At 28.8% G+C, this 14,533-nt stretch carries 13 protein-coding genes; 9 read left to right on the top strand and 4 right to left on the bottom strand.

What is annotated here, in order from left to right; translation table 11 throughout:
• Positions 1–4: 4 nt before the first annotated feature.
• The gene (murJ, locus tag ACTTA6_RS06540) at positions 5–1,534 is read right to left on the bottom strand and encodes a murein biosynthesis integral membrane protein MurJ (protein ID WP_440613563.1); all 1,530 of its coding nucleotides are present in this window, start codon (positions 1,532–1,534) and stop codon (positions 5–7) included.
• Between the two features lie 118 nt (positions 1,535–1,652).
• On the opposite strand from murJ, the gene ACTTA6_RS06535 reads away from it, so the two are divergent.
• Positions 1,653–3,941 carry an NADP-dependent malic enzyme gene (locus ACTTA6_RS06535; protein WP_440613564.1) on the top strand — a complete coding sequence of 763 codons (2,289 nt, stop codon included), beginning with the start codon at positions 1,653–1,655 and terminating at the stop codon, positions 3,939–3,941.
• Here ACTTA6_RS06535 and ACTTA6_RS06530 read toward each other — a convergent pair.
• Both ACTTA6_RS06530 and rsmI read right to left on the bottom strand, forming a co-directional pair.
• Positions 3,938–4,534 (bottom strand): BON domain-containing protein, encoded by a 597-nt coding sequence (locus tag ACTTA6_RS06530; protein ID WP_440613565.1) that lies wholly within the window; start codon positions 4,532–4,534, stop codon positions 3,938–3,940. The two genes, ACTTA6_RS06535 and ACTTA6_RS06530, sit on opposite strands and share 4 nt — an antisense overlap.
• Positions 4,524–5,384, bottom strand: a complete 861-nt coding sequence (rsmI, locus tag ACTTA6_RS06525) for a 16S rRNA (cytidine(1402)-2'-O)-methyltransferase (protein WP_440613566.1) — start codon at positions 5,382–5,384, stop codon at positions 4,524–4,526. Before rsmI ends, ACTTA6_RS06530 begins: the two co-directional genes overlap by 11 nt.
• A 33-nt stretch (positions 5,385–5,417) precedes the next feature.
• Here rsmI and ACTTA6_RS06520 point away from each other — a divergent pair, with 33 nt between their 5' ends.
• The gene (locus ACTTA6_RS06520; protein ID WP_440613567.1) at positions 5,418–6,572 is read left to right on the top strand and encodes an ABC transporter substrate-binding protein; all 1,155 of its coding nucleotides are present in this window, start codon (positions 5,418–5,420) and stop codon (positions 6,570–6,572) included.
• Here ACTTA6_RS06520 and rdgB read toward each other — a convergent pair.
• On the bottom strand, positions 6,556–7,158 hold the full coding sequence (gene rdgB / locus ACTTA6_RS06515; protein ID WP_440613568.1) for an RdgB/HAM1 family non-canonical purine NTP pyrophosphatase: 603 nt from the start codon (positions 7,156–7,158) through the stop codon (positions 6,556–6,558). The genes ACTTA6_RS06520 and rdgB overlap by 17 nt on opposite strands.
• A gap of 36 nt (positions 7,159–7,194) precedes the next feature.
• On the opposite strand from rdgB, the gene grpE reads away from it, so the two are divergent.
• The 7 genes from grpE (at position 7,195) to ACTTA6_RS06480 (ending at position 14,527) form a co-directional block, all read left to right on the top strand.
• The gene (grpE, locus tag ACTTA6_RS06510; RefSeq protein ID WP_440613569.1) at positions 7,195–7,848 is read left to right on the top strand and encodes a nucleotide exchange factor GrpE; all 654 of its coding nucleotides are present in this window, start codon (positions 7,195–7,197) and stop codon (positions 7,846–7,848) included.
• A gap of 63 nt (positions 7,849–7,911) precedes the next feature.
• Positions 7,912–9,837, top strand: a complete 1,926-nt coding sequence (dnaK, locus tag ACTTA6_RS06505; protein ID WP_440613570.1) for a molecular chaperone DnaK — start codon at positions 7,912–7,914, stop codon at positions 9,835–9,837.
• Between the two features lie 29 nt (positions 9,838–9,866).
• Complete coding sequence (gene dnaJ, locus ACTTA6_RS06500; RefSeq protein WP_440613571.1) at positions 9,867–10,994, top strand: molecular chaperone DnaJ; 1,128 nt, start codon at positions 9,867–9,869, stop codon at positions 10,992–10,994.
• Complete coding sequence (locus ACTTA6_RS06495) at positions 10,994–12,157, top strand: glycosyltransferase (protein WP_440613572.1); 1,164 nt, start codon at positions 10,994–10,996, stop codon at positions 12,155–12,157. The genes dnaJ and ACTTA6_RS06495 overlap by 1 nt, the downstream gene beginning before the upstream one ends.
• A gap of 9 nt (positions 12,158–12,166) precedes the next feature.
• Positions 12,167–12,943, top strand: a complete 777-nt coding sequence (gene dapB, locus ACTTA6_RS06490) for a 4-hydroxy-tetrahydrodipicolinate reductase (protein ID WP_440613573.1) — start codon at positions 12,167–12,169, stop codon at positions 12,941–12,943.
• The gene (nth, locus tag ACTTA6_RS06485; RefSeq protein WP_440613574.1) at positions 12,943–13,596 is read left to right on the top strand and encodes an endonuclease III; all 654 of its coding nucleotides are present in this window, start codon (positions 12,943–12,945) and stop codon (positions 13,594–13,596) included. The genes dapB and nth overlap by 1 nt, the downstream gene beginning before the upstream one ends.
• A 1-nt stretch (position 13,597) precedes the next feature.
• Entirely contained in the window at positions 13,598–14,527 is a 930-nt protein-coding gene (locus tag ACTTA6_RS06480; protein ID WP_440613575.1) for an adenosine kinase, read from the top strand.
• Positions 14,528–14,533: the final 6 nt, after the last annotated feature.

Raw genomic sequence — 14,533 nt, 5'->3', positions numbered from 1 at the left:
ATTTTTAATAGTTTAATTTAATATCACTAATTTTAAAAGCTTTGATGAAATAACAAATAAATATGTAAAAGAATAGTGAAAATAATACGCTTAAGATTAAATAAATTGATTTAAAGCTATAATAAAATGAAAGTTGATTTTCAAAAAAGTTTAATAGAAAATTAAAGAATAATCCCATTAAAGTTGATGCAAAAATTATTTTGAGGAAATTTAAAATAAAATTATTTTTAAAATAAAACAAATTTTTATTTTTTAAATATACAAAAAGTACTACTGCATTAAACCATGATGAGACTGAAGTTGCGATTGGAATTATAATAAAACCTATTTTGTTAAAATAATAAATACTAATTAAAATATTTAAAAGAACTGAAATCAACGAAATATAAAATGGTATTTTTGTATTATGATTAGCAAAGAAAAAACTTGAAAAAACTTTTATCAAAGCAAAAGCGGGTAAACCTAAAGCAAAATAGAATAAAGCAAGACTTGAATTATTAACAGATTCTTTATTAAAATTACCATAACCAAACAACGCTGAAATTATTTGCTCTGAACCAATCATTAAAGCTATTGTTGCTGGAATACTTAAAAATAAACTAAGCTCTAAAGCTTTGTTTTGAATAAGAGAAATTTTTTCTTCATTTTTAGAGTCTACAAACCTTGAAAGTTGTGGCAGAATCACTACCCCAATGGCAATACCAGCTATCGCTAGATTAATCTGATAAATTCTGTCTGCATAATAAAGATAAGAAACTGCGCTAGCTTGAAATGAAGCAATAATTGTTCCAACCAAAATATTGATTTGCGTCACACCAGATGAAAAAATGCTTGGCAATAGTTTTTTAAAAAAGAACTTAATTTTTTCATCACTTGCTAACTTAAAATTTAATTTTAATGAAAAAAATCTTTTAACAAAATAATATAAAAAAATTAATTGTAAGAATCCGGCTAGAGATACACCATAAGATAAATAGTAAACAAGCTTATCTCCTAAAGCTTTAGAAAAAAATAAAACAACAATTAAAATAACATTTAATAGAATTGGTGCTGCTGAAGCTGCAGCAAATTTATTATGAGAATTTAATATTGCAGAAAAAAAAGATGCTAAACTAATAAATAATAAAAAAGGAAAAGTAATCCTTGTTAAACTGATAGCTAAATCCATTTTTTCTAAATCATCTACAAAACCTGGGGCAATAATTGAAACAAATCCAGGCATAAAAATTTGAACAACTATTGTTAAAATTAAGAGACCTAAAAATAAAAGATTAAAAATATTATTTGCAAAATCGTTTGCAGATTTTTTTCCTTTGTTCATTTCAGAAGTATAGCTAGGTACAAAGGCGGCATTGAAAGTTCCTTCTGAGAATAATCTTCTAAATGTATTTGGAATTCGAAATGCTACAAAAAAAGCATCTGCCAACAAACCTGTTCCAAGAAATATTGCAATTAATATGTCTCTAATATATCCAAGCAGTCTACTAATGATGGTATAAAAGCCAAATGTGCCTGTTGACTTAATTAAGTTCATAAATCATATTAGTCTTAATTTTACCCTAATTGTATACTTATTATCAGAATATATAGATCAAATATTCCAAATAATAAAAAACATAAAATAGATAAAGTTTGTATTCAGTTTAATAAAAATGAGAAAAACAAAGATTGATCATTACACAGATAAAGAAGCTCTAGATTTTCATAAGGATAAAAAACCTGGCAAGATCGAAATAATTTCTTCAAAGAACATGACTACTAAAAGAGACCTTGCTCTTGCTTATTCTCCAGGAGTTGCTGCCCCAGTTAAAAAAATAAGTAAGGATCCAGAAGCAGCTTATGATTATACGAGTAAAGGAAATTTAGTAGCAGTAATTAGTAATGGTTCTGCGATTTTAGGATTGGGCAACTTAGGAGCATTAGCCTCTAAACCAGTTATGGAAGGAAAGGCAGTACTATTTAAAAGGTTTGCAGATATAGATTCGATTGATTTAGAAATAGACTGTAAAGACGCTGATGAAATTATCAATTCAATTAAAAACTTTGCTCCGAGTTTTGGAGGAATAAATTTAGAGGATATAGCTGCACCGGATTGTTTTATCATAGAGCAAAAACTTAAAGAAATATTAGATATTCCAGTATTTCATGATGATCAACATGGAACAGCAATTATCACAACAGCAGCTTTACTGAATGCACTCGATATAAGTGGGAAATCCATCAAAGATATAAAAGTTGTGGTTAATGGTGCAGGTGCTTCTGCTCAGGCTTGTACGGAGTTATTTATTAACTCGGGTGTTAAATCTGAAAATGTAATAATGCTAGATCGAAAAGGTGTGATTTATAAAGGAAGAGCGGAAGGTATAGATCAATGGAAATCAAGATTTGCAATTAATTCAGATTTAAGAACTTTAAATGATGCTATTAAAGGGGCTGATGTTTTCTTAGGATTATCCTCAAAGGGTGTTTTGAAAAAAGAAATGGTTAAAAGCATGTCTAAAAATCCTATAATATTTGCATGTGCAAATCCTGATCCAGAGATTACACCAGAAGAAATAAATGAAGTAAGAGATGATGCAATTATTGCAACTGGAAGATCAGATTATCCCAATCAAGTAAATAATTTAATTGGATTTCCTTACATATTCAGAGGCGCACTAGATGTAAGATCGAAAACAATTAATGAAGAAATGAAAGTTGCTGCTGCTGAAGCTATAGCAAAACTTGCTAGAGAAGATGTGCCAGATGAAGTTGTTGCAGCTATGGGAGGTGAAAGACCCCATTATGGAAAAGATTATATAATTCCATCAACTTTTGATCCAAGACTAATTAGTGTCATTCCAGCTGCTGTAGCTAAGGCTGCTATTGAAAGTGGAGTCGCTAGAAAAAAAATTGATAACTTTGAAATCTACAAAGAGCAACTTAAACAAAGATTAGACCCAACAGTTACAATTATGCAAGGTATAAACTCGTTCATTAAAAAAAATCAAAAAAGAATTGTTTTTGCAGATGGAGAAGATGAAAATACTTTAAAAGCTGCAATAGCATTTAAAAATTCAAAACTTGGTATTCCAATTTTAGTTGGTAAAGAAAGTAAAATTAAAGAGCAAATTAAAAATATTGGTTACAGCGAAAATTTTGATATTGAAATCACAAATTCAAAAGACGAAGAAAAAAGAAAAAAATACGTAAAACATCTATTCAAAAAACTTCAAAGAGAACAAGGTTTATTAGAACGAGATTGCGATCGAATGGTCAGAAACGACAGAGTTGTCTGGGCTACGAGCATGGTTGCTTGTGGAGATGCAGATGGTGCGGTCACAGGAAATACTAGACGTTTTGGAGCATCTCTTGAAAAAATTAAACAAGTTGTTGATGTTAGAAAAGGTGAAATAATGTTTGGACTAAACATGGTTGTCAATAAAGGAAAAACAATTTTCATTGCAGATACAAGCGTTCATGAATACCCTACATCAGAAGAAATGGCTGAGATTGCAATTTCAGCAGCAAGAGTAGTAAGACTTTTTGGAATTGATCCAAAAATAGCATTTGTTTCTCACTCTACATTTGGACAACCTTTGACAAGTAGAACAAAACATATTCGTACGGCAGTAGATATTTTAAAAGATAAACAAGTTAATTTTGAATTTGACGGTGATATGCAGCCAGATGTTGCTTTAAATCCTGATTATGAAGAACTGTACCCTTTTGCAAAAATAGTAGGTAAAGCAAATATTCTGATAATGCCCGGACAGCATAGTGCAGCTATATCTTATAAACTAATGAAAACTTTAGGTGATACTAAAGTTATAGGACCCTTATTGATTGGACTTGGTTTGCCAATTGAAATTGCTCCTCTTAGATCTTCAACATCAGAAATTATCAATTTAGCTTCAATTGCTGCTTATTCATCTGAGGTAATTGAATATAAAATAGATTAATTTTTTTGAACTCTCAAATCTTCAAGTAGCAAAATACTTGCCACAACATCTTCTACATCAAGAATTTCTTTTGCTTCACTGATAACCATTTCTTTTTCTTCATCAGTTAAAGCTATTCCATAAACGTAAATTTTCTTTTTATAAGTATCTATTTGATAATTTGTTGCTTTGATATTTTTATTTACTATCAAGGCAGTTCTTAATTGAGACGTTATAAGTAAATCTTTTGCTGACTGCTTAAAATTAAATTCTTCTTTTAATTTGATATCATTTCTTACCGATCTAGCGCCTTTTGTTTCCCAGGCAATTTTAGTAATTTTTAATTTTTCTTCTGGTGCATCAACTTTTCCAGTAATAAATATTCTTCCATCCAAAACTTTAGTTTTAACTTTTAAAAAATGTTTTTTATCCATAGCAAGTATTTTACTTGAAATTGTTTTTTGCATGATAGAGTCGTCTATTTGTGTTCCGACAGTTCTTGGGTCAATTGCTACTGATACTCCTGTACCGAATAAACCAGTTGAGCTAACTCCTGGCACACAACCTGATAAAATAATCGATAAAAAAATAATTATTAAAATTTTAAATTTCATTTTTTAATTTTAAGCAAAAATTATAAACCACTTTTTTGGGAATATTTTTATTGCTACATATTAAATCTGTAATTTCTTTTGTAGTTAATTTGTTGATCATTTTCTTTATCAAATTAATATCTGATTCACTTAGCTTTTGGGAAGTTTTTTCTTCTTTTTTTTCAGAAATAACTATTGTTAATTCGCCTTTTAAATCATTATTAAATAATTCCATTTCATCAATATCCTTTCTAATATACTCTTCATACAATTTAGACAGCTCTCTACAGAAGACTATTTTTCTTCCATTAAAAAAATTTTTAAATACAGGAATAAGTTTATTTATTTTTTTTGATGATGAAAAAAAAACTAAACTGTGATTAAAATTTGATAGCTTTTTTAATTCATCTTCAATTTGATTTTTTTTTTCTGGTAAAAAACCATAAAATAAAAACTTATCTGAAAACCCACTTGCTGCAACAGCGGTTGTAACTGCTGATGGTCCAGGTATTGAAAATATATTAAGATTATTTCTTATACATTCATTTACCAATACTAAACCTGGATCAGAGATACTTGGAGTTCCCGCATCTGATATAAGTGAAATTAATTTACCTGATTTTAAATATTCAATTACTTGTAATGTATTTTTTTTTTCATTGAATTTATGATTTGAAATCAATTTTGATTTAATTTGATATTTTTCTAATAAATTTTTAGAAACACGTGTATCCTCACAAAGTATATAATCTGATTTTTCCAGAACCTCTAATGATCTAAATGATATATCTTTTAAATTACCTATTGGTGTTGCTACCAAATAAAGCCCATTTTTATAATCATTTGATTTAAATTGTGGTTTTGTGATCATAATTTAGCTTGAAAATTATATAATAACATCAAAATGAAAAAGATTATCAAAATTATTTCTGTTTCTTTACTTCTCTTATTCTTAAACTTCTTAAATTTAGTAAATGCCAATGAAAAAATAAAAATTGGACTGTTAGTTCCGATGACTGGAGAAAATAAAGATCTAGGATCGTCTATTATTAAGGCTGTAAGTTTAGCTGTCAAAGATATTAATAATGATTTAATTGAAATTTATCCAAAAGATACCGCAACAAGAGCTAACCAAACTCTTAAATCTGCTTTTGAATTAAAACAGATGGGAATAAAAATTGTAATTGGACCAATATTTTATGAAAGTTTAACTTATTTAGATGAGATGAAAGATTTAACTTTTTTATCATTAACAAATAAAACTTTAGATTTACCTGAAAATGTTATTTCTGCTGGAATAAATTCTACATCACAGTTTAATACTATAAAAAAATTTTTAAATAATAATAATTTACAAAAAACACTTTTTTTAACACCAATTGAAAATTTTGAGTTTGAAGTAAAGGATGGTTTAAAAAATTCGAAAATAAAAATTTTTAAAAATTTTGAATATAATACTGAACCAACTAAGCTTACAAAACAAATTGAAGAAATAACCAAATATAAAACTAGAAAACAAAATCTAGCAGATGAAATTCAAAGAATTAAAGAAACAAATGAACTAAATAAAGAAAGAAAAATAAAAAACTTAGAAAAAAAATATACAATTGGAAATGTTAATTTTGATGCGATTGTTATATCTGATTTTGATGAAAGTCTTAAAAGTGTTGCAACCTCTTTACTCTACACCGATGTATCTCCAAAAAATAAATACTTTATAACCCTTAACCAATGGTTTGATGAAAGTTTAATGGAAGAAACAAATATTCAACCAATTTATTATCCATCAATTAATAAAGAAAACTTTGATAATTATAAAATCAAATATTTTAATGCTTTTAATAAAAACCCATCCCATCTCTCACTGTTAAGTTATGATTTAGTTGGTTTAGTATATTATCTTTCATTGAAATCAGATCTTTCGAAAATGGATAAATTATTTAAGAAAGAAAATTCATTTAAAGGAAAGATAGGAATTTTTGATATTAAAGATAACAAAATTAATCACAGATTAAATTTTTATAAAATAGAAAATAAAAAACTTACAGAAATCTTTTAAGCTTTTTAAAAGCTTGATAGCGATGGTCCATTTTGTATTTTTGAGATGGTTTCATTTCACCAAATGTTTTAGTTTTTTTAAGTGGGATAAAAATTGGATCATAACCAAATCCATTTTTCCCCTTTGGCTCATTTGATATTTGACCCTCAACTTTGCCTACTACACAAGTAATTTTTTTATTTAAGTACGAGATTGATAGAGCACAAACAAATCTTGCTTTAATTTTTTTATTCTTCCAATTTTTATCTTTTTTATCTAGCTCTCTAAATACTTTTTTAATAGCTTTATTAAAATCCCCAGATTTTCCTCCCCATCGTGCAGAATAAATTCCAGGTCTTTTATCTAAATGATCTATCTCCAAACCAGAGTCATCAGCTAAACATATTAAACCAGTCTTTTTAGAAAAATATTTTGATTTAATTAAGGAATTTTCCTCAAAAGTTTTTCCATTTTCAGCAGGACTTTTAAGTTTAAAATTAGATGTAGAGTAAATTTTGATGTAATTTGGTAATAAACTCCTAATTTCTCTTAATTTACCCTTGTTGTTAGTGCCAATCAGTAATTGTTTAATTTTTTGCTTAGACATCTAGAAATAATTAAATTCCTTACCATATATGAGCCTATGGAAAAAGAAGAAAACCAAAACAATACTCCAGAAGACCAGAATCAGAATTTAGAAAAAGAAACAGAAAAACCTGAGGAAAGTTCAGCAGGTGAAAATAAACAAGAAACACCTCAGGAAACCAAAGAAGAGATTAAAGAACTAACTCCAGAAGAAAAAATTGCCGAACTAGAAGATAAACTGGCACGAACTTTTGCTGAAATGGAAAATCAAAGAAGAAGGTTTGAAAAAGAAAAAGAGGATGCCTTTGAGTATGGAGGTTTTAGCTTTGCTAAAGAAGCATTAAATTTAATTGATAACTTAGATCGTTCTAAACATGTTTTAGAAAGTGATGACAAGTTAAAAGAAACAGACGCTTTAAAGAAGACACTGGAGCATTTAGAAATAATAAAGAAAGATTTAATTTCTATTTTTGAAAAAAACAATATTAAACCAATTGATTGTATTAACAAAAAACTAGATCCTAACTTTCATCAAGCAATGATGGAAATTGAAGATGACACTAAAGAAGCTGGAACAATTGTTCAAGAAATTCAAAAAGGCTTCACTATTAAAGATAGACTTTTAAGACCTTCATTAGTTGGTGTCTCAAAAAAAATTACCAAAAAAGAAGAAAAAACTGAACAAAATCAGGAAAATTCAGGAGATAAATAATAATGAGATCAACTTGTAGTTTCAAATTTAAACCCTATATGACGAAAGAGAGACAATAATATTATGAGTAAAATAATTGGAATAGACTTAGGAACAACCAACTCTTGTGTTGCGGTAATGGAAGGAACACAAGCTAAGGTTTTAGAAAATGCAGAAGGAGCAAGAACGACACCTTCTGTAGTTGCATTTACTGATGAAAATGAAAAATTAATAGGTCAACCTGCAAAAAGACAGGCAGTAACAAATCCTGAAAACACAATTTTTGCAGTTAAAAGATTAATCGGAAGAAATTTTGATGATCCAACAGTAAAAAAAGATGTTGAAGCTGCACCATTTAAAATAGTTAACTCTGAAAAAGGAGACGCTTGGATTGAAGCCAAAGGAGAAAAGTATTCTCCCTCACAAATCTCTGCATTCATATTACAAAAAATGAAAGAGACAGCTGAAAAATATTTAGGATCAGAAGTAACAAAAGCTGTAATTACTGTACCAGCATATTTTAATGATGCACAAAGACAAGCTACAAAAGATGCAGGTAAAATTGCAGGACTGGAAGTTTTGAGAATTATCAATGAACCAACTGCTGCATCGCTAGCTTATGGTTTAGATAAAAAACAAAATAAAAAAATTGCTGTATACGATCTAGGTGGAGGAACATTTGATGTTTCTATACTTGAGTTAGGTGACGGTGTATTTGAAGTTAAATCAACTAATGGTGATACTTTTTTAGGTGGTGAAGATTTTGATAATGCTATAGTTGATTATTTAATTTCTGAATTTAAGAAAGATAATGGTATTGATCTTAAATCAGACAAACTTGCTCTGCAGAGATTAAAAGAAGCAGCTGAAAAAGCAAAAATAGAACTATCATCTGCGGAACAAACAGATATAAACTTACCATTTATAACTGCAGATAAAACTGGCCCGAAACACATTAATTTAAAAATGACTAGAGCAAAACTTGAGGCTTTAGTTGAAGACCTAATTTCTAGAACAATGCCTCCATGCAAGACTGCTTTAAAAGATGCAGGAATTACTGCAAGTGAGATAGATGAAGTGGTTATGGTTGGTGGTATGACTAGAATGCCAAAAGTTATAGCAGAAGTTAAAAATTTTTTTGGGAAAGACCCTAATAAAAGTGTAAACCCTGATGAAGTAGTAGCAATGGGTGCTGCTATTCAAGCAGGAGTGTTACAAGGAGATGTTAAAGACGTTCTTTTATTAGACGTTACACCGTTATCATTAGGTATTGAAACACTTGGTGGAGTTTCAACAAAACTAATTGATAAAAATACGACAATTCCAACTAAAAAAAGCCAAGTTTTCTCAACCGCTGAAGATAATCAGCCAGCTGTTTCTATTAGAGTCTTACAAGGTGAAAGAGAGATGGCTTCTGACAACAAGTTGTTAGGTAATTTTGAATTGGTAGGTATTGCGCCAGCTCCAAGAGGAGTTCCTCAAATTGAAGTTACATTTGATATTGACGCTAACGGTATCGTAAATGTTTCGGCAAAAGACAAGGGAACAGGTAAAGAGCAGAAGATACAAATTCAAGCTTCTGGTGGATTAAGTGATGAAGAAATTGAAAAAATGGTCAAAGATGCTGAAGCTAATAAAGAGGCTGACAAAAAGAAAAGAGAGACAGTTGATGTTAGAAACCAAGCAGACACTTTAATTCACTCAACAGAAAAGAATTTAAAAGAGCATGGATCAAAAATTTCAGATGCAGAGAAAAAGGCAATTGAAGCTGCATCATCTGCTGTAAAAGAAGCTCTTAAAGGTGAAGATATTGAAGATATCAAGACAAAAACAGAAGCTTTAGTTCAAGCTTCAATGAAACTTGGAGAAGCAATCTACAAATCACAACAAAGTGCTAAACCAGAATCAGGAAAAGATGATGGTGGAGATGATACAGGTAAAAAAGACGAGAATGTTGTTGATGCTGATTTCGAAGAAGTAAAAGACGAGAATAAAGAGAAAAGCGCATAAACTGACATTTAATTGTCTGGGGTAATTTGATGGCTAAAAGAGACTATTATGATGTCCTGGGCGTTAACAAAAGCGCAAGTCCTGATGAACTTAAATCCGCATATAGAAAACTAGCAGTTAAATATCATCCAGATAAAAATCCAGGTGATTCAAAGGCTGAAGAAAAGTTTAAAGAAGCTAGTGAAGCTTACGGAATACTCTCAGATAAAGAAAAAAAACAAAACTACGATAACTTTGGACATGCTGCTTTTGAAAATGGAGGTGGTAGACCAGGTGGCGGTTTTGGTGGTTTTAGTGGAGCTGATTTTTCAGATATTTTTGAGGATTTCTTTGGAGATTTTGGAGGTGGAGGAAGATCAAAGAACAGAAGGTCAAACAATAGAGGTTCTGATTTAAGGTATGATCTATCAATTTCATTAGAAGAAGCTTACCACGGAAAAAAACAAGATATAAAATTTGCAACCACTGAACAGTGTGGAACTTGCAAAGGTAATGGTTCAGAACCAGGTTATTCTCCAGACAGGTGTTCTTATTGTGGAGGAAATGGAAGAATAAGATCTAACCAGGGTTTCTTTACTGTTCAACAAACATGTCCGCAATGTAATGGTAATGGTGAGGAAATCACAAATCCATGCAATGATTGTAATGGTCAGGGCAAAAAACAAACATCAAAAAAAATATCTGTAACTATTCCTAAAGGAGTAGATGATGGTACTAGAATAAGACTTGCCGGAAAAGGTGAGGCTGGCAGCAGAGGTGGTGCTACAGGTGATTTATATTTATTTATTAATGTTCATTCACATGAATTATTCAAAAGATCAGATGAAAACCTATTTTTTGAATTTCCTCTATCTCTAGCGGATGCAGCACTTGGAACTACTATTGAAATACCAACAATTGATGGTGGGAGGGCAAAAATAAAAATTCCTGACGGAACTCAAAATGGTAAACAATTTAGATTAAAAGGCAAAGGAATGCCATTTATGAGAAGAGGTGATTTTGGTGATTTATATGTACAAGTAAAAACAGAGGTGCCAGTATATTTAAATAAGAAACAAAAAGAATTATTAGAGCAATTTAGAGAAATTGAAAATGATAAGTCAAATCCAAGTATTAAAAAATTTTTTCAAAAAGCAAAAGATTTTTGGAAAAGATAATGAATATTCTTGTTGAAGGTTGGAGAGGAATAAATCATTCTTATGCATTAGTTAACCAATTTCAAATAAAAGAATTAATAAAATCTGATAATATTTTTTTCAAAGATATACCATTTTTATCTTCAAAATGGAGTTCAATAAAAAATGATAGTGGCTTCGATACTGCTTTAAAAAATTCAATAAAAAATCTTAATATGCCAAGTAAAAATGATAAAATTGATATCACTTATAGAATTTCATCTCCATTAGATTTTGATCAAAATTTTAAATCTAAATTGCTTTTTGTTTTTGGAACATGTGAAAATAAATTTTTACCAAAAGATATATATAAAAATGAAAGCTCTGAAAAAATAAAATTGAATAGAAAAACATTCATTCATACTCCATCTAACTGGTCTAAAGAAGGATTTGTGAAAGCAGGATTTAGAGAAGATCAAGTTATTGTTGTGCCTCATGGAGTAGATTTAGACTTTTTTAACATCAATAAAAATAATGATAATGAAATGTTACGTGAAAAATATAAAATTCATAAAGATGATTTTATTTTATCAAATGTTGGCGCAATGACACAAAACAAGGGAGTTGAGTTATTAGTGGTTGCATATGGTATATTAAAAAAAAAATTTAAGAATTTAAAATTAATACTAAAAGACCAAAGTAATCTATATGATATTAGAGCAAATTACCTTTTTAACAAAATTTATGACTCTGAATTTAATAAGAAATATAAAATAATTTATGATGAAATGTTAAAAGATGTAATAATTATTTCAAAAAACCTGAGCTTAGATGAAATTAAACAAATATATTGTATAACAAATTGTTATGTTTCTCCTTATATGGCTGAAGGTTTTAATTTGACACCTCTAGAAGCTGCTGCATGTGGAACACAAATCGTAGTAACCGAAGGAGGATCCACGGATGATTACTTTGATCCTTGTTTGGGTTTCCAAATTGAAAGTACAGAAAAAAAGATTGAAAATTCATTTATTTTAAAACCAAAATTAGAATCATTGCTAAATATATTGGAAAATAAAATTATAAATAAACCCGATAAATTAGTAAACAAAAGATATGAATATGTAAAAGAAAACTTTTCATGGATAAAAGCTGTTAAACAATTAAAAAAAGAATTTCAAAATAAATTAAATTTAGTAGGCTAAAATAAAATTATGAAAAAAATAAATTTATGTATATCTGGTTGTTTAGGAAGAATGGGGAGACAACTTATAAAATCGACTCAAAAAAATAAAAATTTTAAATTAGTTGCACTCACAGAAAATAAATTAATAAATAAAAAATTTAATGGAATAACACCTGAACTAAATTCTTATAGTGCTTTTAAAAAAACTGATGTGATAATTGACTTTACGATACCTAATTGTACTCTTGAGATACTCAAAATAGCTTCAAAGTTAGAGAAAAAAGTAGTAATTGGCACTACTGGATTTACTAGAGAACAAGAAAATCTAATTAAAAAATACTCAAAAAAAATACCTATTTTAAAGGCTGGAAATATGAGCTTGGGTGTAAATTTATTAATGTATTTAACTGAAATTACGTCAAAATCATTAAATGATGAATATTTAAGCAAAATATTTGAGATTCATCATAAACATAAAAAAGATTATCCATCTGGTACAGCGTTAATGCTTGGAAGAGGAATTGCTGAAGGAAAAAATAAAAATTTTTATAGTCTCATTGGTAAAAAATTCTTAAATAAAAAAAATTTTCCTTATGGAAAAAAAATTAATTTTAACTCAATTAGGAGAGGTGAAATTATTGGTGAACATGAGGTAAAGTTCTCAAGTGGAAAAGAAATAATCACATTAAACCATGAAGCTTTTGATAGAGCACTTTATTCAGATGGTGCTTTGGCTGCTTCTAAATGGTTAATGAAAAAAAAACCAGGATTATATTCAATGAGAGATTTACTTAATTTTTCATAATGAATGAAAAACAAAAAGCAAAGCTAATTATTAAAACGCTAGATCAAATTTATCCTAAGGCTCCCATTCCATTAAAAAGCAGAAATACTTTCACACTATTAATTTCGGTACTGTTGTCTGCACAATGTACTGATGTAAATGTTAACAATGTAACAAAAAAAATATATCCAAAATACTATAAGCCAGAACACTTTGTAAAATTAGGAAGGAACAAAATTGAAAAATTAATTAAAAAAATTGGTATTTTTAGAATCAAAGCTAAAAGTATTTACTTAATGTCAAAAAAACTTTTAGAAAAATACGAAGGTAAAGTCCCTAAAACTTTTGAGGAACTTGAAAAACTACCAGGTGTAGGTCATAAAACAGCAAGCGTAGTTATGTCTCAAGGTTTTGGATATCCAGCATTTGCTGTTGATACTCATATTCACAGGCTTGCACAAAGATGGGGTTTAACAGATGGTAAAAACGTCGTTCAAACTGAAAAAGATTTAAAAAGAATATTTCCTAAAAAAAAATGGTCTAAACTTCATCTACAAATAATTTTTTATGGTAGAGAATATTGTAAAGCAAGAGATTGTTATGGCTTAACTTGTAAAATATGCAGTACATGCTACCCAAATAGAAAAAAACCTGTTATTACCAAAAAAGCGTGATATGAAAATTTTAGGAATTGGAAATGCAATAGTAGATGTAATTTGTAAAGTTGATGAAAATTTTATCAGACAAAACAATTTGACTAAAAGTACAATGAAATTAATTTTTGATGAAAAGGAATTCAAAAATTTATTAAAAAACCTTAAAATTGAAAAAACTGTATCTGGTGGATCAGTTGCAAACTCTATAGTTGGGATATCACAACTTGGTAATACAGCTGGCTTTATAGGCAAGATTTCAGATGATGAATTTGGTAGTAAATACGAGGAAGGTTTAAAAAAAGAAAAAGTAGAATATTTTTATTCAAAAAAAAAAGAAAAATTACCAACTGGTACTTGTTTAATTTTGGTAACACCCGACTCTGAAAGGACAATGTGCACATACTTGGGAACTGCAGGAAAAATAAATAAAAATGATATAAATACTAAAGCAATTAAAGATAGTAAGATGATATTTCTAGAAGGTTACTTGTGGGATGAAGGTGAGCCTAAAATGGCATTTAATAAAGCTATTGATATTGCCAATAAAGTTGCAATGTCACTTTCTGATCAGTTTTGTGTGGAAAGACATAAAGCACATTTTTTAGAATTAGTTAAAAATAAATTAGATATAATATTTGCTAACGAACAAGAAATCTCTTCATTAATTCAAGCAAAAAATTTCGATGAAGTGGTTAATTTTTCGAAACAAATCAATAAATTAGTTGTTATCACTAGAGGTGAAAAAGGAGCTATTGCTATCCAAAATAATAAAACTTTTGAATGCAGTGCAGAAACAAATTTAAAAATTGTTGACCTTACAGGTGCTGGTGATCTCTTTGCGGCTGGATTTTTACATGGTTATATTAATAATTTAACAATTAATGAAAGTTTACAAAAAGGAACTGAAATGTCCTCAAAAATTATTCAACAAGTGGGCGCAAGAATTTAAAATTAT

The organism is Candidatus Pelagibacter sp. HIMB1636 (genome assembly GCF_052047675.1).
Taxonomy (GTDB): domain Bacteria; phylum Pseudomonadota; class Alphaproteobacteria; order Pelagibacterales; family Pelagibacteraceae; genus Pelagibacter.
Note: the sequence above shows the minus strand (reverse complement) of the source record. Positions and strands in the feature narration are given on the sequence as shown.

What these genes read in the sequence shown, in the direction of transcription:
- murJ (WP_440613563.1), bottom strand. Translation starts at nt 1,534, where the DNA reads ATGAACTTAATTAAGTCAACAGGCACATTTGGCTTTTATACCATCATT.
- ACTTA6_RS06535 (WP_440613564.1), top strand. Translation starts at nt 1,653, where the DNA reads ATGAGAAAAACAAAGATTGATCATTACACAGATAAAGAAGCTCTAGAT.
- ACTTA6_RS06530 (WP_440613565.1), bottom strand. Translation starts at nt 4,534, where the DNA reads ATGAAATTTAAAATTTTAATAATTATTTTTTTATCGATTATTTTATCA.
- rsmI (WP_440613566.1), bottom strand. Translation starts at nt 5,384, where the DNA reads ATGATCACAAAACCACAATTTAAATCAAATGATTATAAAAATGGGCTT.
- ACTTA6_RS06520 (WP_440613567.1), top strand. Translation starts at nt 5,418, where the DNA reads ATGAAAAAGATTATCAAAATTATTTCTGTTTCTTTACTTCTCTTATTC.
- rdgB (WP_440613568.1), bottom strand. Translation starts at nt 7,158, where the DNA reads ATGTCTAAGCAAAAAATTAAACAATTACTGATTGGCACTAACAACAAG.
- grpE (WP_440613569.1), top strand. Translation starts at nt 7,195, where the DNA reads ATGGAAAAAGAAGAAAACCAAAACAATACTCCAGAAGACCAGAATCAG.
- dnaK (WP_440613570.1), top strand. Translation starts at nt 7,912, where the DNA reads ATGAGTAAAATAATTGGAATAGACTTAGGAACAACCAACTCTTGTGTT.
- dnaJ (WP_440613571.1), top strand. Translation starts at nt 9,867, where the DNA reads ATGGCTAAAAGAGACTATTATGATGTCCTGGGCGTTAACAAAAGCGCA.
- ACTTA6_RS06495 (WP_440613572.1), top strand. Translation starts at nt 10,994, where the DNA reads ATGAATATTCTTGTTGAAGGTTGGAGAGGAATAAATCATTCTTATGCA.
- dapB (WP_440613573.1), top strand. Translation starts at nt 12,167, where the DNA reads ATGAAAAAAATAAATTTATGTATATCTGGTTGTTTAGGAAGAATGGGG.
- nth (WP_440613574.1), top strand. Translation starts at nt 12,943, where the DNA reads ATGAATGAAAAACAAAAAGCAAAGCTAATTATTAAAACGCTAGATCAA.
- ACTTA6_RS06480 (WP_440613575.1), top strand. Translation starts at nt 13,598, where the DNA reads ATGAAAATTTTAGGAATTGGAAATGCAATAGTAGATGTAATTTGTAAA.